The 24,943-nt window shown below is 65.1% G+C and carries 19 protein-coding genes; 11 read left to right on the top strand and 8 right to left on the bottom strand.

What is annotated here, in order from left to right:
* Positions 1-7 precede the first annotated feature (7 nt).
* Complete coding sequence (locus ACZ1DY_RS18980; RefSeq protein WP_465485169.1) at positions 8-454, bottom strand: DUF6153 family protein; 447 nt, start codon at positions 452-454, stop codon at positions 8-10.
* Positions 455-971: 517 nt separating this feature from the next.
* Here ACZ1DY_RS18980 and ACZ1DY_RS18975 point away from each other — a divergent pair.
* From ACZ1DY_RS18975 to ACZ1DY_RS18935, 9 genes are all read left to right on the top strand, one after another.
* Positions 972-1,328: a hypothetical protein gene (locus ACZ1DY_RS18975; RefSeq protein ID WP_465485168.1), complete on the top strand. Its 357-nt coding sequence runs from the start codon at positions 972-974 to the stop codon at positions 1,326-1,328.
* 75 nt (positions 1,329-1,403) lie between these two features.
* Positions 1,404-2,522 carry a PLP-dependent cysteine synthase family protein gene (locus tag ACZ1DY_RS18970; protein ID WP_465485167.1) on the top strand — a complete coding sequence of 373 codons (1,119 nt, stop codon included), beginning with the start codon at positions 1,404-1,406 and terminating at the stop codon, positions 2,520-2,522.
* Complete coding sequence (locus tag ACZ1DY_RS18965; protein WP_465485166.1) at positions 2,519-3,775, top strand: MFS transporter; 1,257 nt, start codon at positions 2,519-2,521, stop codon at positions 3,773-3,775. The genes ACZ1DY_RS18970 and ACZ1DY_RS18965 overlap by 4 nt, the downstream gene beginning before the upstream one ends.
* Before the next feature lie 49 nt (positions 3,776-3,824).
* Complete coding sequence (locus ACZ1DY_RS18960; RefSeq protein ID WP_465485165.1) at positions 3,825-4,235, top strand: DUF6153 family protein; 411 nt, start codon at positions 3,825-3,827, stop codon at positions 4,233-4,235.
* A gap of 60 nt (positions 4,236-4,295) precedes the next feature.
* Positions 4,296-4,898 carry a DUF305 domain-containing protein gene (locus tag ACZ1DY_RS18955; RefSeq protein ID WP_465485164.1) on the top strand — a complete coding sequence of 201 codons (603 nt, stop codon included), beginning with the start codon at positions 4,296-4,298 and terminating at the stop codon, positions 4,896-4,898.
* A 131-nt stretch (positions 4,899-5,029) separates the two neighbouring features.
* Entirely contained in the window at positions 5,030-5,518 is a 489-nt protein-coding gene (locus ACZ1DY_RS18950) for a hypothetical protein (protein WP_465485163.1), read from the top strand.
* Positions 5,519-5,711: 193 nt separating this feature from the next.
* The gene (locus ACZ1DY_RS18945; RefSeq protein ID WP_465485162.1) at positions 5,712-6,734 is read left to right on the top strand and encodes a C40 family peptidase; all 1,023 of its coding nucleotides are present in this window, start codon (positions 5,712-5,714) and stop codon (positions 6,732-6,734) included.
* Between the two features lie 33 nt (positions 6,735-6,767).
* Positions 6,768-7,130 carry a BlaI/MecI/CopY family transcriptional regulator gene (locus ACZ1DY_RS18940; protein ID WP_465485161.1) on the top strand — a complete coding sequence of 121 codons (363 nt, stop codon included), beginning with the start codon at positions 6,768-6,770 and terminating at the stop codon, positions 7,128-7,130.
* Positions 7,127-8,062 (top strand): M56 family metallopeptidase, encoded by a 936-nt coding sequence (locus ACZ1DY_RS18935; RefSeq protein WP_465485160.1) that lies wholly within the window; start codon positions 7,127-7,129, stop codon positions 8,060-8,062. Before ACZ1DY_RS18940 ends, ACZ1DY_RS18935 begins: the two co-directional genes overlap by 4 nt.
* An 8-nt stretch (positions 8,063-8,070) precedes the next feature.
* Here ACZ1DY_RS18935 and ACZ1DY_RS18930 read toward each other — a convergent pair whose 3' ends face one another.
* From ACZ1DY_RS18930 to ACZ1DY_RS18915, 4 genes are all read right to left on the bottom strand, one after another.
* Positions 8,071-8,409 carry an STAS domain-containing protein gene (locus ACZ1DY_RS18930; RefSeq protein WP_465485159.1) on the bottom strand — a complete coding sequence of 113 codons (339 nt, stop codon included), beginning with the start codon at positions 8,407-8,409 and terminating at the stop codon, positions 8,071-8,073.
* A 107-nt stretch (positions 8,410-8,516) separates the two neighbouring features.
* Positions 8,517-9,164, bottom strand: coding sequence for an MFS transporter (locus ACZ1DY_RS18925; RefSeq protein ID WP_465485685.1), 648 nt, complete (start codon positions 9,162-9,164; stop codon positions 8,517-8,519).
* A 427-nt stretch (positions 9,165-9,591) separates the two neighbouring features.
* A complete protein-coding gene (locus tag ACZ1DY_RS18920) occupies positions 9,592-10,104 on the bottom strand; it encodes a hypothetical protein (RefSeq protein WP_465485158.1) in 513 nt (170 codons plus the stop codon).
* A 1-nt stretch (position 10,105) separates the two neighbouring features.
* Positions 10,106-16,366 carry a PA14 domain-containing protein gene (locus ACZ1DY_RS18915; protein WP_465485157.1) on the bottom strand — a complete coding sequence of 2,087 codons (6,261 nt, stop codon included), beginning with the start codon at positions 16,364-16,366 and terminating at the stop codon, positions 10,106-10,108.
* Positions 16,367-16,842: 476 nt separating this feature from the next.
* Between ACZ1DY_RS18915 and ACZ1DY_RS18910 the strand changes: the two genes are divergently transcribed.
* Both ACZ1DY_RS18910 and ACZ1DY_RS18905 read left to right on the top strand, forming a co-directional pair.
* On the top strand, positions 16,843-18,375 hold the full coding sequence (locus ACZ1DY_RS18910; protein ID WP_465485156.1) for a DUF2079 domain-containing protein: 1,533 nt from the start codon (positions 16,843-16,845) through the stop codon (positions 18,373-18,375).
* 557 nt (positions 18,376-18,932) lie between these two features.
* Complete coding sequence (locus ACZ1DY_RS18905; RefSeq protein ID WP_465485155.1) at positions 18,933-20,015, top strand: IS30 family transposase; 1,083 nt, start codon at positions 18,933-18,935, stop codon at positions 20,013-20,015.
* Positions 20,016-20,241: 226 nt separating this feature from the next.
* Here the strand turns inward: ACZ1DY_RS18905 and ACZ1DY_RS18900 are convergent, their stop codons facing one another.
* From ACZ1DY_RS18900 to ACZ1DY_RS18890, 3 genes are all read right to left on the bottom strand, one after another.
* On the bottom strand, positions 20,242-20,676 hold the full coding sequence (locus ACZ1DY_RS18900; protein ID WP_465485684.1) for an Imm1 family immunity protein: 435 nt from the start codon (positions 20,674-20,676) through the stop codon (positions 20,242-20,244).
* Between the two features lie 260 nt (positions 20,677-20,936).
* On the bottom strand, positions 20,937-23,216 hold the full coding sequence (locus tag ACZ1DY_RS18895) for a DUF262 domain-containing protein (RefSeq protein WP_465485154.1): 2,280 nt from the start codon (positions 23,214-23,216) through the stop codon (positions 20,937-20,939).
* Complete coding sequence (locus tag ACZ1DY_RS18890) at positions 23,213-24,916, bottom strand: DUF262 domain-containing protein (RefSeq protein ID WP_465485153.1); 1,704 nt, start codon at positions 24,914-24,916, stop codon at positions 23,213-23,215. Before ACZ1DY_RS18890 ends, ACZ1DY_RS18895 begins: the two co-directional genes overlap by 4 nt.
* Positions 24,917-24,943 lie beyond the last annotated feature (27 nt).

Raw genomic sequence — 24,943 nt, 5'->3', positions numbered from 1 at the left:
ACTTCTCCTACACGCGCAGAAGGCAGAGTTCCTCAAGCCTCGGGGTACGAGACCGGACGGCGGTTGTCACCACAACGCGTACTCGCCTGGAAGCCGTTACCAGGCACCACAACCCTGAAGGTGGCAACGCCGCGACGGCCGCGACGACCGCGAACAGGAAGGCGAGACAGGTCGCCAGCGTCCCACCCGAACCCCGATGGCCGGGCATTCCGCCGCTCTCGGCCGCACAAGGGGCGGCGACCCGCATCTCCGTCGACGATCCCTCGTGGCTCGCCGAGGAATCGCAGGCGACGTGCGGCTCTGTCTGGCCCATGCCATGCGCCATCGGCATGGCCATGCCTTCGGCGCATTGCAACCCGACCGCGAACGCCACCCCAGCGAGGACGGCCAGCACGGCGACAAGCCGCGCGAGCTGTCCTCGCACGGCTGTCGTCCGGCGGGCTGTCCGCGTCACGACGGCGATGATACGGAGCCTGGTCGTGAATTCCGCGTTCGGCTCCACCGTCGCTCCGCGCTCGCCACCTTCTGTCCAGATCGCTCTTCCCGGACTGCTTCGCCCACTGCGCAACGACTTGCCAAGCAACTACTATTACACCTAGTATCAGCAACGCGAGAGCGCTCTCGTAGCGTTCCGCACTGCCCGCGTCGACCCTCCCCCTCGGCGACGCGTGTCGGCGGGTGCGGGGTCCCGCATGACCCCGCACCCGCTTTTTCCTGTCAACAACAAGGAATACTCAATCTGATTACTCGGCATTCCCGCATCCCGGGACATGCCAGACCGCTCGATCACACTGCGTTCAATTGGAGTTCACTATCAACTACCACGGGTAGTAGTCAGACGCGAAATCGAGTGAATTTTTCGCTACTAGTAGAACTAGTACGATCGAAGGTGGCAGACGGAAGATCTTTGCTGATACGGTCCGATAACTGTGAGGGGCTATCCGACTACGCCGCGTCGCAGAGTGAAGCCAATGCTGTGGCTCATCACTCTGCTCTTTTGGCTTCTTTCGCTGCAGCTGGGCCAATGTTTCCCGCAGGCACACGCCTACGCGGACGAGCATGTCGCCACCAGTTCAGCGACGCATGCCCCACTGGCCGACGACTGCGAACCTGAGCACCACGCGCACCAGCAGCACACGACCACCGACGCCATTCATCGCGGTACGCGAGGAACGACGGATACGACGTGGTCGGCGATTCCCGTCGAGAATACGTTTACCGGATTATTCCACTCACCGGTTCATTCCCCCGGCCGTGGAAGCCCGGGACGAGATCCGTGCTCAACCGGACGCGCCTTGCTCATCGAGATCTGTGTCACGCGAACGTGATCGGGCTGAACGACCCAGCCGACCCCGTTCCGTTCGACCGTCGCGCCCCGCGACGATTCACTGAAAGAGATCTCGATGAGGACACCCCTGTCCGCCAGTGGCTCGACCGTGGCCGGGACCACCCTCCCCGGCCAAAGGACCAGCACGCACGGCCGCAATCCGGCCAATGCGGTCGGCAACACCCCGGTGCTGTGGATCGATGAACCGGACGCGGCGCCGGGCCGCGGCTTCTGGGCGAAGCTCGAAGGATTCAATCCCGGCGGCATGAAAGACCGCCCGGCCTTGCACATGATCGCCCGCGCACGGGAGCGGGGCGACCTGGCTCCGGGGGCGAGGATCGTGGAGTCGACCAGCGGCACGCTGGGTCTCGGCCTCGCGCTCGCCGGAATCGTCTACGGCCACCCGGTCACCGTGGTCACCGACCCTGGCCTCGAACCCATCGTGCACCGGATGCTGGCCGCGCACGACACCCGTGTCGAGCTCGTCACCGCGCCGCACCCCACCGGTGGCTGGCAACAGGCCCGCCGGGACCGCGTGCAGCAGCTCCTGGCCGAAGAGCCCGGCGCTTACTGCCCCGACCAGTACAACAACCCCGACAACGTGGACGCCTACGAACCGCTCGCCCTGGAACTGGTGGACCAGCTCGACCGCATCGACGTCCTGGTGTGCTCGGTGGGCACCGGCGGCCATTCGGCCGGCGTCTCGCGGGTCCTGCGGGAGCACTACCCGCGGATGAAGGTTGTCGGCGTCGACACCATCGGTTCCACGATCTTCGGGCAACCGGCGCGCCCCCGGTTGATGCGCGGGCTCGGCTCGAGCATCTACCCGCGCAATGTGGACTACCGCGGTTTCGACGAAGTCCATTGGGTCGCACCGGCCGAGGCGGTGTGGACCTGCCGCCGGCTCGCCGCGTCGCACCACGCGACCGGCGGGTGGAGCGTCGGGGCGGTCGCACTCGTCTCCGGTTGGCTCGCGAGGACCGAAGCCGCCGACACGAGGATCGTCACGATCTTCCCCGACGGCCCTCACCGCTACTTCGACACCGTCTACAACGACGACTACTGCGCGGCGAACGGCCTGCTCGGACAGACCCCCGCGGACGAGCCCGACGTCGTCGACGACCCCGCCGACCAGGTCGTCGAGCGGTGGACACGCTGCGCACACGTCATCGACCCGTCCGAGGTGCGGGCGTGAAGGATCTGGCCGTCAAGTTCCGGTCGTTCGACCGGCCTTCCCAGCTGTTGATGCTGAACCAGTTCACCATCAACCTGGGCTTCTACATGCTGATGCCCTACCTCGCCGGGCACCTGTCCGCGGATCTCGCGCTGGCGGGTTGGGCGGTGGGGCTCATCCTGGGCGTGCGGAACTTCTCCCAGCAGGGCATGTTCCTGATCGGTGGCACGCTGGCCGACCGGCTCGGCTACAAACCGTTGATCGTGGCGGGATGCGCGTTGCGGACGGGCGGGTTCGCCCTGCTCGGCCTGGTCGATTCGGTTCCGGCGCTGATCGTCGCGTCGGCGGCCACCGGGTTCGCGGGTGCGTTGTTCAATCCCGCGGTGCGGGCCTACCTCGCCGAAGACGCCGGCGAGGAGCGGCGGGTCGAAGCTTTCGCGTTGTTCAACGTGTTCTACCAGGCGGGCATCCTGCTGGGCCCGGTCGTCGGGCTGGTCCTGACGAGCTTCGCCTTCCAGGTGACCTGCCTCGTCGCGGCCGCGGTGTTCGCCGTCCTGACCGTGCTGCAGATACGGTCCCTGCCACCTCGTTCGCGTGCCAAGAGCGACCCGGCCGCACGCACCTCGATCCGGCAGGACTGGGCGACCGCGTTCGGCAACCGCTCGTTCGTGCTGTTCTCCCTCGCGATGATCGGCTCGTACGTCCTGTCGTTCCAGGTCTATCTCGCGCTTCCCCTCGAGGCTCGCCTGGTCGGCGGCCCCGGAGTGGCCGGAACCACCCTGGTGGCACTGCTGTTCGCGGTGTCCGGCGGCCTGGCGATCGCCGGACAGTTGCGGATCACCGCGTGGTGCAGGCGACGGTGGGGATCCGGCAAATGCCTCGCCGTCGGCCTCCTGCTGATGGGAGCGGCGTTCCTCCCGCCCATGCTCACCGCGGGCGCGACGGCCGGCCCAGCCGCGTTGAGCTGGGCATCGCTGATTCTCTCCGCCGCCCTGCTCGCACTCGGGACCATCGTGGTCTTCCCGTTCGAAATGGACACGATCGTCGCCCTCTCCGGCGGCAAACTGGTCGCGACGCACTATGGGCTCTACAACACCGTGGTCGGCGTGGGCATCCTGCTGGGCAACCTGCTCACCGGCACCGCGTTGGACATCGCGAGAAATGCCGGTGCACCAGCGGCACCATGGGCCGTCCTCGCCGTGATCGGAGCCGGCTGCGCCTGGTGCCTCCGCGCACTCGACAAGGCCGAACGCCTCACCCCGGTGGCGGCGTGAAAGCCGTGACCCCGCCGCATTCGCCGAAGCAGATAGGTAACCTTGGGCCATGACGGCGAGCGCGCTCAGCAGAACCCAGCGGGTCTTCCTGCTGGGTGTGCTCGCCTTTTGCCTCGTGGCGATGCACCACTTGACGACGTCGACAGGCATGCCGGAGATGGCTCCGGCGGCACAGGTCACGAGCGCCGGGCACGGTGAAGGAACCGCGGCCACCGAGCAGGATGGCGACCATCCCACCTCCCCGCACGACGACCACGGCTTTCTGCACCTGTGTCTCGCCGTACTCGGTGCGATCGGCGCCCTGATCGTCGGACTGGGACTGCTTTTCCGGTTCCGCCGCGCCCATCCGGTATCCCGGGCGGCCGAACCGGCCGGCCCCCGTGCCCCGCCGCCACCGTCCAGACCTCCGGACCGACCCGGCAGAATGCTTTTGAACTCCTTGTGCGTATTGCGCGTGTGATGGACGGGTTTCCTCGTCGATCACATTCATTTCAGCAAGACAAACAAGGGTATATTCACCATGCGCAAATCACTGATCGTCAGCGGTGTCGCCATGGCCGCCGCGCTTGTTCTCGCGGGCTGCAGCGGCAACGACGCCGGAATGTCCGGCATGGACCACAACAACTCGGCGGCGGCTCCGTCGTCGGGGCAGCAGGCAGGCCAGAACGCGGATGACATCGCCTTCGCCCAGCAGATGATCGAACACCACAGCCAGGCGCTGGACATGTCCGAGCTGGTGCCATCGCGCAGCACGAATCCCCAGGTCATCGACCTGGCGAAGCGCATCGAAAAGGCTCAAGACCCGGAAATCCAGCAGATGAAGGCGTGGCTGACCGCCTGGGGTGCGGGCCCCGCGGCGAGCTCGAGCATGCCCATGGACCACGGATCGATGTCCGGCATGATGACCGAGGCCGAAATGAAGGAACTCGAGCAGGCCAGGGGTGCCGACTTCGACAAGGTGTGGCTCGGCATGATGATCCGGCACCACCAGGGCGCCGTCGACATGGCGAAGACCGAACTCACCAAGGGTTCCAACGCCGACGCCAAGGCACTCGCTCAGAAGATCATCGACGCCCAAGAGACCGAGATCCGCGAGATGCAGGGACTGCTCCCGCAGGGTTGATCCACTGCCGCCGGGCGCTTTCCGCGCCCGGCGGCCGCCCGCCGGGTCTCGACGGGATCCCTCGCCAGTAGGTACTATTACGTCTAGTACTACTTGCCGTAGATCTCCCCGACTCGGACGACAGGTGATCGATGTCGCGTCATGCGCTCCGGATCGTCACACCGACCCGAAGCCACCTCGTGCGGCTCCTGCACTCATGGACACAGGAGCCTCGCGTCCTGCACATCGGCGTGGCAAGCGAGGACATGAAGACAGCTCTCGCGGATGCGGGATTTCTGGTGACCGTCACGTCCAATGTGGACGATCTCGACATCACCTTGCCCGCGGGAACCTACTTCGACTCGATCCTGCTGAGCCCGGAAGCCTTGACCAGCCGGGAAAGTCTGCGCTCTCAGATTCACTTGCTGCGCAAGGCCGCCGAACACGTCACACCGAACGGCGTCGTTCTCGTGGAAGTGCGTCCAGGGCGAATCGAGCCACAGCACGGCGCGCACATCCACATCGCCGACGAGCTCGATCTGATCGCCGAGATGGCTGGACTGCGCCGCGTGCACCGTTCTGAGCTCAGCGAAGACTCCCGCGAAACGACCTTGGTGAGCCTGTACCAGCATAAGCGGTAGCGACCATCACATTCTGACGTCTCACTACTCTATGCCACCTACCTAGTACTAAGTGAAATAGTGGACAAGTGCGGCTCGTTACCTTACGGTGACCCGCGGGCCTTCGGGGCGGTCCGTGACCAGGCTCGAAAACACGACAGGAGATCCAGCACCCGTGACACCGCACCGACGCCGTACGGCTTCACTGCGCGTCTTGACTGCCGCCGTTGTTCTCCCGCTCGGATTGAGCACGATCCCCGCGAGTGCGCAGCCGGCACCGCCGCCCACCGAGGCGCAGGATCCGATGTCTCGCTACCAGCGCCTCGGCGCCGACGCCGCGAAGGCCGAAGAGGATTTCTCCGCCGCGCAGGATGACCTGGCCGCGCGGAAAGCCACAAGCGCCAAAGCTGACGCCGATCTCGCCGCCGCCAACAAGGCGTTGGCGGACGCGGAGGGCTCCATCACGAAGTTCCGGGGCGAGGTCGACAAACTCGTCGCCGCGAACTTCCAGGGAGCTTCTTCGGTCAATCAGCTCGCGGCCTTGCTCGACAGCAGCAGCCGGACCGAGTTCCTGCAGAAGTCCGCGGCCATCTCCCTCCTGTCCGGACAGAAGGCCGACGCGCTCGCCGGGCTGAAGACCGTACTCGATCAGGCCGCCAAGGGCCGGGCACAGGCGGCAGAAGCCCAGAAACGCGCGAGCGAGGCGACAGCGGCCGCGCAGTGGGCGGTGGACCAGGTCACCAACCGGAAGAACGACCTCGACCGGCAGATCAAGCAGGTTCGTCAGGCGCTGGGAGCACTTCCGGCGCAGGACAAGGCCAAACTCGGCAAGGTCCAGGACACCGGTTCTTATCTCGGCCCGCCCGGAGCGGCGAACGACGCACTGCAAGCCGCACTGTCCAAAAGGGGCTCGCAATACGAATGGGGTGCCACCGGCCCCGCCGAATTCGACTGCTCCGGCTTGACCTCCTGGGCCTACCGCCAGGCGGGCGTCACCATCCCCCGCACCAGCCGTCAGCAGTACACGGCCGGAAAACCGGTCTCCCTCGACCAGTTGCAGCCTGGCGACCTGCTGTTCTATGACGACGGGACCGGCAATCCCGGCGCCATCCACCACGTCGGCATGTTCGTGGGCAGCGGGAAAATGGTCGACGCGCCGACCGAAGGACAACTCGTCGACGTCCGGTCCATGAAGGGTGACGGGCACCTGATGGGCGCGAGGCGCATAGTCGGCTGACCAGGACGGTATCCTCGCTCCCCAGGAGGTGTCATGCGTCGGTTGGGCGAGCTCGAAGCCACGGTGATGGACGTGCTGTGGCGCGGTTCGGAACCCATGCTGGTCCGCGAGGTGCTCGAGGAGATCGCCAAAGAGCGGGACCTGGCGTACACCACGGTCATGACCGTGCTGGACAACCTGTACCGCAAGGAATGGGTCGTCCGGGAAATGGAAGGCCGCGCGTACCGCTACCGAGCGATCACGTCGCGTGAGGAATCCACCGCTCAAACTCTTCGTGACGTGCTCGACTCGGCGGACGACCCGGAATCGGTGCTGCTGCACTTCGCGCAGTCGGTCTCCGAGGAAGAGTCGGACATCCTGCGCCGCGCCTTGCGACGAAAGCAGCGAAAGCGGTGATCCCCGCCGCCGCGCTCCTCCTCGGCGTCCTGATCGTCGGCTGGTGTTCCCCACCGGTCCTGGCGAGATTCGGGACGCCACAGGGCAGCCCGGCGGCGGCGATCACCTGGTGGCTCATGACCGCGATCGGCCTGCTGCTGGGCGCGGTCGGCGGCGTGCTCCTGCTCGCCCTGCCCGGTCATGGTCCCGCGGATCAGATCACCCGCTTGATCGACGCCTGTCTGTCCACGATCAGTCACGACGGGATTCCGTCGCTTGACCTGGTGGTCGGTGGTACGGCCGGAATCCTGCTGACGTTCGCGCTCATCCGCCTGCTCTCGTCGTCGATCAGGCGGCGACGGCGCCGCAACCAGCTGCATGAGCGGCATCTCGACGCACTGCGGCTGTCCGGCTCCCGGCCATCGGATCGCGTCCGGACCCTGTGGCTGCCCCACGAACACCCGATCGCCTACAGCCTGGGCGGACGCCGCGCCATGATCGTCGCGAGCGACGGGTTGCGTGCCCGGCTCACAGCCGCTGAGCTTCAAGCGGTGTTCGCCCACGAGCACGCTCACGTCCGCAGCCGTCATCACCTGCTCACCGGCTGTGCCGATGTACTGGGCAGGACCCTGCGCTTCGTCCCGCTCATGCGCGAACTACCGAATGCGATCGGCCTCTTCGTCGAGCTCGCCGCCGATCGGACGGCGGCCGCGGAATGTGGAGCCGGACCGGTGCGGTCGGCGTTGCTCACCATCGGGGCCACCGGGGGGCCGAAGAAAGCGCTCGCGATGTCGGGCGGTGACACTTCGATCCGGGTCAGCAGGCTCGAAGACCGTCAACGGCTGCCCGTGCGGTCCGGCATGACCAGCATCATCGGCGGTGCCGCCTGCTTGACCGCCCCCGCAGTCGTCGCCGTCGCCCTCATGGGGGCATTCAGCCTGGCCTTCTGCTGACAGCCGGCTCAGCCGATCGGCAACAGGCCCGACAGTCCAGTACGCCGCAACAACCGGCGGATCGTCGCCGAGGGCAGGAACCGAAGGTCGATGCGGTCAGCGGCACAACGATTATTGAGACCAACCAGGGACGTCAGGCCAGTGGAGTCACAGAACTCCACCGCGTTCAGATCGACGATCACGCTGCTCGGCACCGGGTCGAGTGCCCGACTGAGCACCGCATCGAGGAACTTGGTCGTCGCGAGATCGAGATCGCCGGACACGGTGATGATCACATGCCCCGGACCTGCGCTGGTGGTCACCACCGACAGCGGCTCCGCCCTGTCACCACCGTCTGCGTCTGACACCGTCGTTCCTTCCTTTGGGCCACCTCGAAAACATCGCAAGGCCAGGTGAAACGCCGCGTGGAGGGCGGACCTGCAACAGTCTCACCCTCCACACGGGATACAGCCGGTCATCGCACGACCGCCGGGTCACCTCCGGTGACTTCGCTCGGCGAGCTCCGGGGGAAGCGCAGGGTGGCCATGGCCAGGAAGCCACCCGCGACCGCGATTCCCGCGGCCCCGAGGAACGCGGCCGAGTATCCGCCGGTCAGCGCGACCGGGTCCCCGATCCGCCCCGCGCCGAACGACACGCCGACCGCGGTCATCGCGGCGAGGCCGAGCGCCGAACCGATCTGGTACGAGGTGTTCACGATCCCCGACGCCAGCCCGCCTTCCTCCGGCTTCGCGCTGGAAATCGCGGTGCCGAGCGACGGGATGAACGCCAGCGCCTGGCCCAGAGCCGCGACCAGCGACGCGGGCAGGACGTCGACCAGGAAATTGCCCGTCGGGCTGACGAACGACAGCCACACCAGACCCGCGGCGAGCGCCCACAGACCACCGATGATCATCTTCTTCGGCCCGAACCGGCCGATCAGCCGGGGCGCGACCGCGACCATCAGCACGACGATCAGCACCGTCATCGGCAGCAGCGCGGCACCGCTGGCGAACGCCCCGTATCCCAGCACCTGCGCACCGGCGATCGGCTGCGGCTTACCACCCGACAAGTCTCCGCCGGTCCCAGCCGCAGCGAAGACAGGGACGGCTAGGCCCTCGGTGATGGAGGGCCTGGCCGTCGTCGATGGGGCTATGCCGTCGCGGTGGCGACCAGGGCGAGGCCCCGACTCAGGCGGCCGATCGGGGTGCCGGGGTTGAGGATGGCGACGCGGCCACCGGAGTCCTTGCCCCTTCCGTCGCCGAAGGTGACCCCGCCGGCGCGGTCCGGCGCCTGGCGACGCTGTCCCAGATTTCGGTCTGTCGCTCCTACACGGTGTCGTCGAGCAGGCGGCGCACCCCCGGCTTACACCGTTGCCGTGCCACGCCCGCCATCAACGAACCGAGGTCGGATTTCACCCAGCCCCACGACCATTCTAGGCAGGCGACTTCATTTCCGCGTACCTCGCACCGACGATCGATCGCTGTCCGGTGAGCGACCTCCTCTGCGCCACGGCCGTCCTTGACATGGAAACCCCCTCGCCTGGGACGGATCTACGGTCTCCATTTTCGCACGAGCACCGGGGGCCAAGACACATCGAAATTGACCCAGCTCAACGCAACACCCGAACTACCACTGAAGATCTTGAGTCGTTCGAACAGCGGCAACCTGACGAGTGAGAATCCGGATGTCATGACAGCGTCGACGTGCTCGACCAAGTCCATTTCGCTCAGCGAATGGGCCTCACCGGGCTCAGCGCCGCGTTTACGGCTTTCGACTTCCTGCTCGAGGTCGACTGGCGATCCTTCGAACTCGTAGGCCACAAACACTCCCTGCACAGAGTCGATCGACAAGAACGCCTGCACCTCTTCGACGACGATCGTCAGAGAGGGATCCCCTCGACGCGCAGAGCTGACCCGGACAGTCTGCGGAAGATCCGAGACCCCGCTGTCAAGGACCGCTTCGAACAGCCCCTCGGTGGCGGGCGCCAGCGCGTTTATCGCGCGGACCAGCGCTTCAGCCCACAGACGTGCCATTTCAGCCGATGTCATCTCCTCGTCGCTCATCTCAGTAGCGCTTCGGCCCCTTCATGATGTGATAGTGCCGATACTTTTTCGGCAGCCTCGAGTATGAGATGCGGAACGTGGAGTTCCTCGGCTTCTTGGCTACACTCCAACCGATCCGCAGCGTACGGTTCTTGTTGTTCCACGTTCCGCCGGGAGCGATCTTGTGCATCGACTGGCGGACACGGTTCGGCATGGCACCGTTGTTGCCGAACCGCTTGCTCATGAACCCGAGCCTTCGAGAGCGTGACACGACACTGCCGACGATGCGAGTGTAACGGGAGACGCCTTGGGTGAGCGCGACGGCGGCGAAGCTGGCGGCCCGGGCCCAGTTGCCTTGGATCGCGTTCCCCGCGGCCGCGATCCCCGCGGCGACAGTCCCAATCGGGCCCGGCACCCAGGAAACCCATTCGGCGACGGGGGTCACCACTCGGGCAACCGCCTTGACACCATTCCAGAGCGACCCCCAGAAGCCATGACCGTCAAGGTCCACGCTGTTGATGGGATCGCCGGCGACGTAGTCGTAGTCGTTGGCGGAGCCGCCCTCTTCGGGGTCGACGGACAGGAACCGGCCGAGCAGTGGGCTGTACGGGCGTGCGCCCATCTGCACCAGGGCCAGGGCCCCAGTGTGTTCGTAGGGCCGCTGGTGCTGGCCGAGCCACCCGTAGTCCATCGAACCCGGTGAGTTGTCCGGAACGTTCTGCGGATCGACAGCACCCGCGGTGGTCAGTGGCTGGCCGTATGGGTCGTACGAGCGCAGGTCGCCGACCTGGTGTCCGGCCGCGTCGGTGGACAGGACCAGGTCACCCCGGACCGACGGGTGGTCGTACGACGGGGTGAACGCGCCGTCGTTGCCGATCTTGCTGGTGTAGAGGACTCCGCCCGGAAGGGTCACTGACAGCGAGGTGAGGCGGTTGTCTGCGTTGAGGGTCAGGTCTGCGGAGTCGCCGTCGCCGGTGAAGCCGTAGCGGACGACGGTGTTGTTGTCGCAGTCACGCGGGTCGCGGCGGACGATGCGGTCGGTGGCGTCGCGGGTGTAGGCGATGTCGGCGTTCTGCGCGGGGTTGGGGCCTATGGTGCGGGCGCCGGTGTTGCGGTCGGAGCCGTCCCAGGTCAGGGTGGTGGTGCTGCCGTCCGCAGACTTCCAGCCGGTGGTGTTGCCGTCCGCGTCGTAGGTGAATCCGGTGAGGGTGGTGGCGCCTTCGGTGGCCAGGATCCGGTCTGCGGCGTCGTAGCAGTAGCGGGTTTCCGCGGTTCCGGCCGCGGTTTGGTCGAGCAGCCGCATCCGGTTGGTGTTGAGGCCCGCGTTCGCCTGGGTGCCGACGGGGCAGGTCGCGGACGCGGTGGAGGTGTAGTCGTAGGTGTAGTGATGGCCGGTGACGTAGGCCTCAGTCAGGCGGCCGGCGCCGTCGTAGAGGTAGTTCGGGGCGTTCGGGCGAGCGTCGGTCCCGGCGAGGGACTCGTCGATGATCGTGCCCGCTGTGGTGCGTCCGACTTGGGAGACGATGTCCTTGCCGTCGCTGGTCTTCCAGCCCAGCGACAGCGCGCGGGCTGCGTTGTCCTTGGTCACCGAGGCCAGCGAGGTGCCGTTGGCGTAGGTGACGGTGGCGAGTTCGCCGGCGTTGTCGTAGCCGACCGTGGCTAGGGTCGTGCCGTCGAGCTTCTGGGTCTGTACGCGTCCGGCGTCGTCGTAGGTGAATGAGAGAGTCCGCGGTGCGTCGGCGGTGTCGGGCGGGGTGACGGTGGTCGAGGTGACGCGCCCGGCCTGGTCGTAAACGGTACCTGTGTGGACACCGTTGACGTCGGTGTAGGCGGTGACCCGGCCGAGCAGGTCCGACGTGGTGGTGATGGTGCCTTTGTCGTCGGAGACCGAACGGGTGAGCGGGTCTCCGCCGACCGCGTAGTCGTGCTTGACCGTCACTGCCGGCGAGGTCGCCGATGCCGGGACAAGTATCTCGACGGGACGGTCGCGATTGTCGTAAGTGGTGCAGGTCCAGCCACCGCCGGTGGACTCGGCCAGCACCCGGCCGGTCGCGTCGTAGACCTGCTCGTCGATCCGTGCGGGCCCGGCAGCAGGTGCGGTGGAGGTGATCAGTTTGACCATCCCACCCTGGTTCACCGCGGCGCTGCCTGGAACGCACGGGTTCGCGCGCGTTTCGGTGTCGCCGTAGTAGGCGTAACCGGTCTTGGCACCGGTGGCCATGGTTTTGCCGGTTTTGCGCAGGTACCCGCTGCCTGGCTGCTCGTAGCCGACCGAGCCGTTGATCTTGAGCCCACCCGGGTTGCCCTGGCCGGAGGTGGCGAGGCCGTAGACGGGGTCGAGCCCGTTCTCGTCGAATCGGGTGGTGCCGACCTTGTCCGCCACCCCGGCGGACTCGGCCGCGGTGGTGGAGGTGGTCAGTCCGTACCGCGGCTTGAGCTGCGCACCGGGGACGGGTTCCTGCGTGCCGGAGGGGTTGGTCCAGTGCAGTTCGAGCTGGGCGGTTTGATCGAACTCGTAGTAGTCGATCCGGATCCGCTTCGCCGCCCCCGGGGTGGGGTTGTTGACGACGCCGGTGCGCCACTTCGGCGTGGTGTTGATCCAGTCGTCGATGACGATCTGGTCGTCCACCCACACGCGGACCCCGTCGTCGGCCAGCACTCGCAGGGTGTAGTTCCCGGCGGCCGGGAACACGATGTCACCGGTGGCGCGCAGGGAGAAGTGATCCGCGGGGATACCGTCGGCCGGCGCGGCGGTGTTCCAGTTCTTCACCAGTTGCCCGCCGGGGCCGCCGATGCCGGTGGTGTAGGTCTTCGGGGCGCCGGAAAGGCTGTCGTTGTCGTGATAGGCGACGGACAGGCCGTTGATGCCCTCGTCGTAGCCGGTGTGTCCGTGCGACATCCCGCACGTGCCGTTCGGCTGCTGGCCGTTGAAGCACGACGCCGGCGCGGGGCCGTATGAGTCGGTGGCGCGGTCGGCGTAGTCGTAGACGGTGGTCGCCTTGCGGCCGGCCGCGTCGGTGGTGGACAGGGATTGGTCCTTCGCGCCCCATTCTTGTGTCGAGGTCTTGCCCGCGGCGTCCGTGGTGGACAGTGTGCGGTCGGCCTCGTCGTAGGTGACCTTGCTGGCGAACCCGGTGGCCGGGTTCAGGCCTGCTGTGTCGGTGAAGGACGTGCGGTTGGCCGGGTCGTAGCGGTAGGTCGTCTTCGGTCTCGGCTGGCCGGGTGCCGGAGCCGGTTCGGTGACGGTGACGACCTGGGTTTTGCCGTTCTGGTCGGCGTAACCGATGGTCGTGTAATAGTCGATCAAGTTGCGGCTCGCCGGGTCGGCGGCGACCCAGTCGGTGACCAGCGGGCCGCGGACGGCGGTGATTCGACCGCCGCTGTCGTAGAGGTAGTCGTTGTTCTCCGAACCTGGGTCCTCGATCCGGGCGAGGCGGCCTTGGGCGTACCACAGGAACGTTTGGCTACCGTCCCAATAGGACACCCGGCAGAGCATCTGCGAGGGCGCGAGCGCGTCAGTCCCCGCAGGTGCGTTGGTGCCGCCGTAGCAGTCGTCGCCGGCGCGGTTGTAGTGCAGGGTGTGAGCCCGGCCGGAGACCGGGTCCTTGATTTGCGTGAGCCGCGACGGGGTGCCGGTGTAGATGTTCTGCAGTGCCGCCGGCTTGCGCGAATCCGTGACGGAGGCTTGGGTGTCGAGCTTGCCGTCCGCGCGGAAGGTGAACACGTCACCGCCGTCGCGCAGGGTGACGCGGCCGGTGGTGTCGAGGCCGAGGACGCCGTCCTCGCCCACCGGCGGGGTGTATCCGCCGGTGGACTTCTTGGTCCAGGTGTGCTTGGCGCCGGTGGCGTCGGTGAGCACGATGTTCTGGTCGGTGACCTTGGCTTCGGTGTAGCTGGTGCCGTCACCGTCGAGGTCTGCCGAGAGAGTCCAGCCCTGCGGCAGCGCGGGCAAATCGCTGGAGAACAGCCAGTCCGCCGGGACAATCTGCGGGGCGACGGTGGTGTTGTCGCTGGTCCGGACGAACAGCCGCATCTTCGCCGCGCCCGTGGCCTCGGCGTTCTCGACCTTGATCGGGACACGCTGGCCGGCGGTCAAGGTGACGTTGGTGGACTGGGTCCAGTTCACGTCGCTCGGGGTGCCGATGTCGTAGACCTTGTTCCCGTTGATCCATACCACCGCGCCGTCGTCATGCACCCCGGCGAACTGGTAGGTCCCGGCGACCGGGGCCTGGAAAAAGCCCTCCCATCGGGCGACGAACCAGTCCGTGGGCAGCGCCGGCGCGAACGGCGAGTCGGTGCCCCAGTCGACGTTCACCTGCGGCTCGGTGCGGGTCAGCACCGGCTGCTGAGCGTCGCTGATCAACCCGTTGTGCGACAGGTCGACGAAATAAGAGGCTTTGAGCCCCTTGTTCTCCCGTTGCTGGGAGTTGAAGGTGAAGTTCAGCCCGGCGTTGCCGCCGACGGTGGTGAACGACGGAGTCTGCTGCGAGAGCGAGGCGTTGCCGTTGGCGAGGTTGACCGTGACCGGGCCGGCGTCGTCGGTCGGGGACGGCCCGTGGTCACCGATGCGCTGGTCGACCTTCAGATGCGCGACCCAGGTCGGGGTGATCGTGGTTCCGCCACTGAAGGTCATCGCTTGCCAGGTATAGGCGACGCCGTCCTGCAGGATCCCCGCCGGGACCGTCCACGTCGGCGTGGCCAGGCAGCCGGACTCGACCACGACACCGGACTTGCCGTCCGCGCCGGTGGCGACGCGGAAGCAGTACTTGACAGCGTCACCATCGGGATCGGTGACCGGCTTCACCGACAGCGTCGGGGTCAACGTGGTCGACACCGAGTTGTCCGCGGGGCTGACGAGCGTGGTCGCCGGCGCTGGGCTGCCGGTGTCGACGGTGAGGGTGGCGTTGAGGTTCTTGTACGTCCAGGTTCCAGGGTTCTCGGCGCCGATCAACATAAAGAACACGCTGCCGTCACGGGCATTCACGCGATCGCGGATGAACCCGGTCAGGCCCTCGCCGACAAAGCTGCCGACGTCACCGACCAGGGCGCTGGTCATATAGCCGCCGACGCCGTTGAAGTTGAACGCGGACGCGTGGTGAAGGTTCGCGTTCCAGGTCTTCACCGACCCGACCACGCTGGTGTTGCGGGTCAGGTCCATGCGGGCACCGACAACGGTCTTGCCGAACAACGGCGTGTAGTCCACGTTGAACACGCTGCGGTTGTAGGTGTCACCCTTGGCCTGGCTATTACCGATCCGCAAACCACACGCGTCACAGTTCGTACCATCCGAACGATACGAATGAGACTCCTTCACCCCATAAGTGAAGGTCGGATCCACGTACACGGGGTAGACGCGCTGGGGATCGCGCAGCCAGTTCGCGTCGACGGCGACGGTCAGCCACCAGTCCGCCCCGGCCCGCTCGAGAGAATAGGTGCCGCCGGTCATCGCGGGCGAGGTCTCGCCGTTGCCCGCGGAGTCCCAAGTCTCGATCGGCGGCATCACGATCTTCGCGACACCAGCCTCGTCTGCCAGAACGACGGTGCCGTTGTTCTCCAGTTTCGGTGTCAGACCACCGGTGTTGAGCTTGAACCTCCACGACGAGCGACCATCGGCGGGCGGGCGCTTCAGTTTGATGGTCTCCTTGACCGCACCTGGTGTGACCTCGTATTCCAGGTCCGTGCCCGCGGCGACTTCGGGGTAGGTGACCGTGTCGCCCTTCACCGCGGCCGTCGAGCCGAGGGCCTTGTCGAACGCGAGACTGGCAGTGCGTCCGCCGGCTTCGACCTGCAGCACAGCGCTGTCGTCGGCCTTCGTCGCCAGTGACGGACTTAGGGGATGCTGGTCCGCGTCGGCGCGCTTGGTCGCGGGATCGGTGGCCAGCGTGGTCTGGACCGGCTGCCAGTTTCCGGCGGCGTCCTGGACATTCAGCGGCTGGTTCGACTGCCGCACCGAACGCGTGCCGTCAGGGTTCTCGTACTCGGTGACGAACGTCGACCGGGACACCACTTTCGACCGCTGCGGGTCGAAATGGCTGCCTGCACCGCTGTCCAGACGTGCCTGTGCTCCGAAATCCGCCGTGGACGGCGACTGCGGTGTCTCAGTGGCCACGGCCGCCGACCCCAGCACGGGGATGTCACGGGGGTCGATGGGTGCGGGAGCCGCGGCAGCCTGGGGCGGTGCCGACACCGCTTCAGTACTGCTGATGACCAGCACCGCGATCAGCACGAAGACGACGACTCTGATCCACCGGGTTCTTTCGACAGCACGACGCAGCAGAAACACGAGCAGTCCCTCCCTCGCAACGGGCGAGCCCGCTGCACCCATCCGGCCGCGTAGTCAGCGAGGCGTCGGGAATTCCACGCACTACGTTGCGAGCCGGTTGGCTGGCAACTCCCAGCCGAACCGTGCATCGCTGCAACCACACACAGTCGTTACACCACTGCGTGAGGTGCAGCTCACAGTTGTCAACCCGGCACCTGATCCAGTAGAAGCACAGGCCACAGAATGCCTAAGTCGAACGCAGGCACGCTACGCTCGCTCGATCAACCGCCATTGGGTGGACGAGGCCGCAACCCGCCTGGAGATCCGTGAACCAGCACTCCCCCGCTCCGCCCTTGTCCGGTAAGCGACACACACCGACCGAGTCGGCGCGCTCTGTTTTCCCACCCATCTGGAGCCGGTTCGGTCTCGTCGGGCTGTGGTTGTTCACGTTGGCGCCGTTCGGCCTGGCTTTGTTGGCGGCAGTGCGAGCCCCTCGGATGCATGTGCTGCTCGACTACTGGCATGTCCTGGCGAAGATCACGAATGACGACGGCAGCCTAGTGCTGGGACAGGTCTTTACCTACCACCTCGAGCAGCCGTTTGTGTTGCCATCATTGCTGTTCTGGGCGGACGCGGCGTGGTTCGGCGGAAACAACCGGGTCCTCACCGTCCTGACCGTCGTTTTGACGGCAGGTATCGTTCTGCTTCTGCGGTCGATGCTGCCCCCAACATTGTCGCCGGCAGCTAAGGCCGTCATGACCGGCGGATTCTCCTGGCTCTTGTTCAGTTCGCACGCCATGGAATTGTGGCTTCAGGCAACGAATGGCATCAGCTGGGTACCAGCAGTGTTCTGTTGTGTGCTCGCCATCGCCTGCGCGCACCGCGGGCACTTCTGGGCAGCCATCGCCGCCGCTGCGCTGGGGTGTCTCAATTTCGGTGCCGCACTGCCGATTTGGTTTGTACTGGCCGTGGTCTTCCTGTTGCGCAAGGAATCTCGGGTACGCGTCCTCGCTTCCGCCGCGATCGGTGTAGTCGTTATCGGCGCGTGGCTTCTCACTAAACCCTCCGGCTCGCAATCCCTGGCTAGCACAGCCTTCGATCCCGACGGCCGGATCTCCGTTCTAGCCGCCGCGATCGGCGGTCTGTGGTCTGCCGACCTCGCCATCGTCGCCGTGATCGCGGGCGCCGCAACCATCGCCGCACTGTCCCTACTTGTCGGCAGATCGCTGACCAACCGAATCGACGATGCTGAGCGATCACCTGCGGACGCAGGCTGGATCGGCATAGCAACCTACACCATCGCACTCGCGGGCATGCTTGCCTTCAGCCGGACTACCAGCCAGGTACCCGGCGGCAACGTCGGCCTCATTAGCCGCTACGTCATCATCGCTGCTCTCTCCACTAGTGCGTTGCTCGCCTTAGCCGTCATGCACCGTCCACAATGGCCGCTACGGTATGTCGCCACCATCGTCATTACCGTCAGCCTTGTCACCCATGCCGTCGGCGGTAGCAAGGCCGATAACGTCCGGCGCGACTACGCACCACTGAACCTCGCCGCCATGGCCCTACGAGTCGACGCACCCACCGTTCTCGATATCCTCCACATCCAACGCGGAGCCTCCCAGGCAGCCCGCGCACTCGGCGCGTATCCGTTCAACGACTACTTCACTCTCGGCTGCCACGGTCCGGAACTTGGCGACCAGCTCAATACCTCCACCGCCATAGAGCTGTCCAGCAAACAGCCAGCAAGCGGTGCCGTCGGCGTGGTCGATAACCCAACCCTGACCGGAGACACACTCATCACCGGGTGGGCCATTTTCAACGGAGCACCACCTGACTGCATCCTCATCACCGACACCAACAACACGGTCATCGGCGGTGGCGTCACCGGCGTTCCCAACGGCACCGCGACAACCATGGCCAGGCCTGACCGCACCGCCTGGCAAGCAGTCGCACCACCCGGCGCGACCATCAGTGCCGTATTCGCGGCACACGTTGGCAAGCTCTACAAGCTCCAACCCGTGCGCTGAAGCGTGCTATGGCCGGGCCCCGCACAGCTGACCGCAGGGCCATACCGCGATGAGAAAGACGCCTAGCCGAACTGCACCGCGCCCAGCGCGATCCGGACCAGACCGATCGCTCGAGTCAAAGATGATCTCGCCATACGGCTGCCAGCCAAACAATATGCCGAGATCGACGTCTGGATCCGCGCGCGCCCACGCGTCGAATAGGACATTGTCACAATCTGCGACAATGAAAAGCGCTCGGATGCAGCAATCTGGGCGGGATTCAGAACGCCTTGATACAACGACCAACGTTCACCACCAGACACGGGCAGCGCGGCGGTTCAAGCAGAACGAACACGCGCGGCCCTTCCAGACGAGACGGCCTTGGATCCCCGAGACATAACAGGATGAGCGCCGGCGGCGCTCGGCAGCGGTCCCCTTGGAGCCGATCTGACTCGCCGCCCGTACCACGCCGGCGCCAGTTCGTCTGAACCAGCTTCATCTGTATCTCACGCTTGGCCTCAGATGGTCAGTGCACCGGCTGGGGATAATGCTCATTCTGGGTAGTGAAGGGGTGTTCCGTGTCGCTTGGTGTTCCGTTGCAGTCGGTGGAGCGCGAGTTGATCGCGTTTGGGTTGAGGCGGGGGAAGTCGTTTCGGGAGATTGGGGCCTGGATTGGGCGGGATCATTCGGTGGTGTCCCGCGAGGTTGACCGTAATGGTGGGCGGGAGGTGTATTCGCCGTTGGTCGCGCAGCGCCGGGCGGATCGGCTACGGAAGCGTCCAAAAGAACGCAAGGTGCTGAAGTCGCCGTTTCTGACTCGCATGGTGTATCAGGGGCTACGGAAGAAGTGGTCGCCGATGCAGATCGCGTACAGGTTGCGGCTCGACCATCCGATGGATCATTCTCGCTGGGTGTCACATGAAGCGATTTACCAGGCGTTGTTCGTACAGGCGAAGGGGGCGTTGCGGACGGAGGTGGCCGAGGGGTTACGCCAAGGCAGGATCAAGCGACGGGCCCGGTCCCGAGGGGCGGAGCTGCGGGGCAAGATCAAGGACATGGTCTTGATCAGCGAGCGGCCGGCCGAGGCTGAGGACCGTGCCGTGCCTGGGTTCTGGGAAGGCGATCTGATCGTCGGCGCGAACAATCAATCGCAGATCGCGACCTTGGTCGAACGGCGCACTCGATTCGTCATGCTGGTGCGTATTCCTCACGATCGCACGGCCGAGAATGTGGCCCCACGGCTGGCCGCCAAGATGAACACCTTGCCTGACGTTTTCAAAAACAGCGTCACTTGGGATCAGGGTGGCGAGATGGGCGGCCACAGAAAGTTCACCATGGCCACCGGCATGCCGGTGTATTTTTGTGACCCGCGCTCACCCTGGCAACGCGGCAGCAACGAGAACACCAATGGATTACTGCGCCAGTACCTTCCCAAAGGAACCGACCTATCAGGGTATTCACAGGACGAACTCGATGCCATCGCAGACGAACTCAACGACCGGCCGCGGCAGACGCTGAGCTGGCTTAAGCCGATCGAAGCGTTCGGCAAAGTGTTGCTAGAATATAGGCGGTGCACTCACCGGTTGAAACCACCCTACAGTAAGGAGCATGCTCCAATGCGCAAGGTTGCTATAGCGCGTACTTGCCTGCAGTGCAGTTAATTGATGCTCCTTGTATATCTCCTTTTGAGACTCGATCGAAGACTTTATGAGCGCAGGCTCCGCATTTGACCTGGTTGATAATTGAAGCTTGCGACTCTGCAAGACGGAGTCTGCATCGTTCGCATCTTTCTGCGACTTGACCTGCGAAGATCGAACCAACGAATAGCCGGATCCTGCGAGTCCAATCGCTGCCGCGATGATGCCTAGTATTCCGAAGCCGCCCTCATTATTTGAGGTCGCAAGGGTCATTATTGACATTTGATGAGATTATCCTATGTCGACTGGATGGTGTTGGTGCTTTACAGTTCTCACAATCTGCCAGCTGCTCACTCGCCTTCCCGCCAACCCACCTGGCAGGACGAGCGCCACCCGAGGCCACGCAGCTGTGGACGGCTATCCGAACGTCAGGCCAAGAGATCTCCGCGCTACTCAGCACCTTGCGGTCATCTGCCTGGTAGTCGTAGGGCACCGGCCCCTGCGACGTTCCGCCAGAGTTGCTGGTGACGCTCGTCTCGTGCTTGCCCGTGTAGCCGACGAACCCGCGCGTTGTGGTAGCCGTGCGCACGCCCAACCGAAGGATCGACCAGTTACCCACGCCGCTTTGGTCAATCTGGGCCACCAAGCCCGCCTCGACCTCCGGCGACTCGGCCTCGGCCTCCATCCGCTCCAGCAGTCCACTGCCCGCGAACATTGTCCGATTACGGCATCGTCATGCGTCGCAACGATGATGGTTTTCCTCGCCTTCCTCCTCCTTGGCGCAGGCGCGGACCTGCCACCAGAAGCTCCGCAAAAGCACCACATGAGACACGTCCTTAGATCGACATACCAGTGCTCCGTGTCGACGCGACTGCAGGCCCTCTACACGTCAGCTCTATGCACCGGCGAAGCGTCGGTCTACGTTGCGCTCATGCCGCTGGCCAGTTAAAGACCAGCGGCCACCAGGTCACGGAGAATGGCCGCACCGATGACTACGCGGTCCGCCGAGTCCACGGGACCGTCACCATGGTCGCGCTGAGGTACCTTCAACACGATGCGATCGCCCACCGCCTCCACGTTGTGCTGGCTATAGATGTCGGCGAGCTTTGCTTGCAGAGCCTCGCCCGCGGGTGCCAGAAGCTCGAATCCGTCGCTCACACTGCGCATGCCGACGCTGCTGCGCTCCAAGCGCAGCCAACGGGGATTGGTCTCGTATCCGGTGAACCACGGGTCACAGACCCGATCGCCGACGCCACTGGATTTCCAAACCTCGAGGAGGATCGGGTCACGGTAGTTACCGTTGCGCTGCTTGGTGCGCAGCATGCACATCGAATAACCGAGCTCTCCGTCGACTCCGTAGTAGATGCCGGTGGCGCCCGTCCGCATGGACGAGTACTTGATAAGGTAGTAACGCCAGTCGAACACCTCGGCCGTTTCGCGCTCGGCGAGCCATTCACCCATCACAGTCTCGAAGTGCTCCGCCGCGCTGCTGCCGGACGCCGCCAATCCGTCGAGGAACTCACCCAGGACGGCTCGCGTCGTGGAGAGGGCGTCGAACGTGGTCTCCGCGAGAAGATAGCGCCACACCCCCTCCTGACCGGCGGAGCCAGTTCCGAACTGCCAGGCTGAGGACTTCGGCCGTCGACGCTGGTAGTCACCCGTAGCGAGCAGCGCACCGGTCAGTTCCCGCCAATACAGCGAATCATCGAAGGCGGTCTCGAATGCTTCCGCTCGGCGACGGAAGCTGTCGCTGTCGAACTCGAACGCGCTGAGGGTGCCTCTCAGGATTGGATGGTCCTCCAGCCTGAACAGCGCGTCCGCGAGCTCGGGATTGACATCAAGGAACTTCTGCTTGCGACGTTCGTCTTCGACCTGGTTACCGCTGAATCTGGTCACCGCGTCGAGGTCGCCGTGGACGATGACCTCCTCCACGTCCGTGATCAAGGCCGGCATGCTGGAACGGCGCATTTCGTCTTCGGAGGCCGCGATAAGATTCCGCAGAACACGCAGTCTGCGTGGGAACTCTTCGGTGCCTTCGATGACGTGCAGCAGGACCGCGTACAGGAACAGGGTCTGTTGCAACGTGAACGGGCGGTGGAAGGCCCCGCGTCGAAGGCATTGTTCGAACAAGTTGACACCGATGGCGCCAAAGAGGAGAACCTTCTGCGAGTCATAGCGGCGCAGACCCGGGAGCGCCGTCGACAGGACCTTGTCGAAGGTGTCGCTGACATGCTCGCCGTCCTGCCAGCTGTCGAATGCGCCGAACAGGAAGTTCAGATGCTCGTCGGCTCGCTTGTTCTCCCGCCCGAAAACGGCACGTGCACGGGGCCCGAGCCGGGTCTCCGACACCACCCGGCCCTCGCGCAGCTCGCAGAGCTCGGTGATGAACCCGATGTAGTGGATGAGTTCGTCGTCGACAATGTTGTCGCCGCCGTGGTATGGCCAGAGGAGATCCGACCATGAACCGTCGATCTTGTGCGCGAACTCGTCAGCCCGGTCCGAGTGCTGGATGTCCTGCTCGAAACGCGCCTTGAAGTTCTCGAACGGAGTAAGCGGCTTACCACGAGAGTTCATCTTGATGTACAGATCCTCGTCGGACTCCATGTCGTCCAACGGCAACAGGTAGAACGAGACCGCGGGAGACTCGGCGTGGGTGAGCCGCATCCACGCGGCCTGGGCGTCCAGGTCCGGATAGAGGCGCCTGACGTCCCGATGAATCGCATCGATCATGACGAGCATAGCCTGGATGGTCGGGTCGTTTCGCCACACATGCAGGTACCACGCCTGGTCGATGATCCACGCGGATGGCACAGCCTCGTCCTGAGGCAGCGGGTTGAGGGCCAGCCGCTGGCAGAATAACCGCGCGCTCGCGCGTGTCGCATAGGAAAAGCGGGTCCAGGCCGCATGGGGACGAAGCTCACCTGCGGCGGAGGCGAGATACCAGTGAAGCAGGAACAACGTGGTCAGCCGTTGCTGCCCATCGAGGGGATGGAACGTGGCGCCCTCGATCTTGCCGTACACGAAGTCGAGTCCGACGGGCTCACCACCGGCTACCGCGTCGAGGAGGACTTCGAGGAAGTCGGTCCGGATCTCCTTCACCCAGGCACTCGGGCGTCCCTGCGCGTAGTCGCGCTGGATGAGCGGTATTTCGATGCTGCCGATCCCCGGCGCATCACTCGCCTGCGCCTCGAACATCCCGGCGTACGAAGTCAGAAACCCCTTCATCGGGTTGCCTCCTTGTCGGGCAGCAGGTAGTCACGAAGCACCGAGACCATCTCGTCGAGGTAGTGTTCCCGGTCCTGTGGGCTCCAGAAGTGCATCTGATGCTCGTCAGCAGGCGAGTAGTACTTCAGGAACACGTTCCTGGTGCAGACGGGGATGTAGGCCCCCTGCCGGTCGCGGTCGAGAACCGCCGCCCGTTTGACCGCGAACACCGAGTTACTCAGCGCGCTGTTGTCACCCGCGTCGAGCAACGCGAGGTTGGCGATCGAGTCCACTCCGCCATCGCTCGCGTCCGCACCGACCGAGAGCAGTTCGGTGAGCTGGAGTTCCAGCGGGCGGAAGTCGGCTTCGGTGATGGCTGACTTCGCGAGCACCTCGTCCACCATGCCCAGGACCGGCTCTTTCTCGGCCTGGCCGACCTCGTCGAGCGCAACCAACGCCCGGCGATGCAGGCGAAGCCATTCCTTCCACTGCTCCGCGCGGTTGAGCCGTTCCGCGTTCTGCGCGTGTACGTGCTCCAGGGACCATTGGCCGATAGCGTGTTCCCGGAACGAATACCGCTCCGACGAGTGCTTGCGCCGCCGTACGGTCTCGATATTCATCAGCAGCAACGCCCGACTCGCCTTGTCGCTGTGATAGCTCAGGTCCCGCAGCTCGGCCTCGGAGAGCATCAGGTCGTCGCGGATGAGTCTATCGAGCTCCGCCTCGAACCGTGATTTCGGCTTGTCCTTGGAGAGCTCGATCAGTTCGCTGAACGGGGTCCGCCGTGCGATGAGGAAACCGATCTTGTGGAAGAGGCCCCGGCTCTCAAACCATCCCAATACAAGAGAGTGCAGGTCGACCACCTCGTTCCAGAACTCCTGAGGGGCGGCCTCGATCCGCTCCCGAAGAGTCTCGAACGTATGGAATGGCGGCCGGCCCCGCCCGGTGGGCCCACCCGCGACCGTGTCCAGCAGCAGGCTGATGTGCGTCGGGTCCTGCGCCCCCTTGCCGGTGATGAACGCCCACAGCTCCGGATCGCGCAGATCTCGCTCGATGACATCCCACTGCGCCGCGATCTCGAGCGCGCGGTCGGTCACGCCGATGCGGCCGCGGCTGCGCGACAGCAGGAGGGCCTTCACGAGCTCGGCATCGGTCAGCGGGATGCGGCCGACATTGAGCCGCGTGAAGAGCGTGGCAGAGTCCAGATCACCGGCGGCTTCGTACCAAATCACCCGGACGTGTTCGAAGAGTGCGCCGTAGAACTTGTTGGCGACATATTGGCGCCGGTTCCCGTGGGCATCGAACCAGGCAGCGATGCACCGGTAGGCCTCGTGGATGTGGAAGAAGTCGATGTTCTCCTGGCTGCGTTCAGGATCGAGCTCCTCCAGGTAAGCGGCGCTGTCCACCCGCGTCTCATACCGGAGGCGGTAGTCGGCACCTGAACTCTGAAGCCCCTCGGCCTTCATGTACTGGAAGATCAGGAACAGTGTCGTGAGCCGCTGCTGGCCGTCGACCAGCTCCCACTCCTCGCCATACCGCTTCACCACCACCGGCTGCAGGTAGTACGACCTGTCCCGGCTTCCCCAGATATCGTCGAGAAGCCTCCGCACCTCGACCTCACCCCACCGGTAGCCACGCTGGTACGCGGGAACGTAAAAGCGCCCGGAAATCTCGCCCACGAGCAGGGGCTCCAAATAGGCTTCGCCCGCTGATGCCGTCACAGCCACTCATACTAGTGAAGGGATCCG

It is taken from the genome of Amycolatopsis sp. PSD-21, assembly GCF_055561455.1.
This window is presented reverse-complemented; position numbering and strand designations above follow the sequence as displayed.